This window comes from Bacillus sp. SIMBA_031 (assembly GCF_046535225.1).
Classification (GTDB): Bacteria; Bacillota; Bacilli; order Bacillales; family Bacillaceae; genus Bacillus; species Bacillus velezensis.
Map to the genome: position 1 here is coordinate 1 of NZ_JAWRXC010000670.1, position 237 is coordinate 237.

The 237-nt window shown below is 66.7% G+C and carries 1 protein-coding gene; it reads left to right on the forward strand.

Annotated elements, in window-relative coordinates:
• The coding region (locus tag SB724_RS21750) for a LysR substrate-binding domain-containing protein (protein ID WP_410573145.1) at positions 1 to 237 on the forward strand (237 nt) is incomplete at both ends.

A 237-nucleotide genomic window follows, 5' to 3' on the forward strand; every position in this document is an offset into this window, starting at 1 on the left:
GCTGTTGTTCAATCTGGACGACCTGGCGCTGGACGCGGCAGCCCGCGGCATGGGCATCGCCATGACTGACCGAATGCTGGCCCACGATGCCTTGGTGCGCGGCGACCTGGTGGTGCCCTTCGGCGAGGCGCTGAAGACTGGCGGGGTGTATGCCCTGTGGCTAAGGGACAGCGGCGTTGCCCACCCCGCGTGCCAAGCCGTGCTGAAGTGGTTCGAGCAGCAGGTGGAACAGACGGT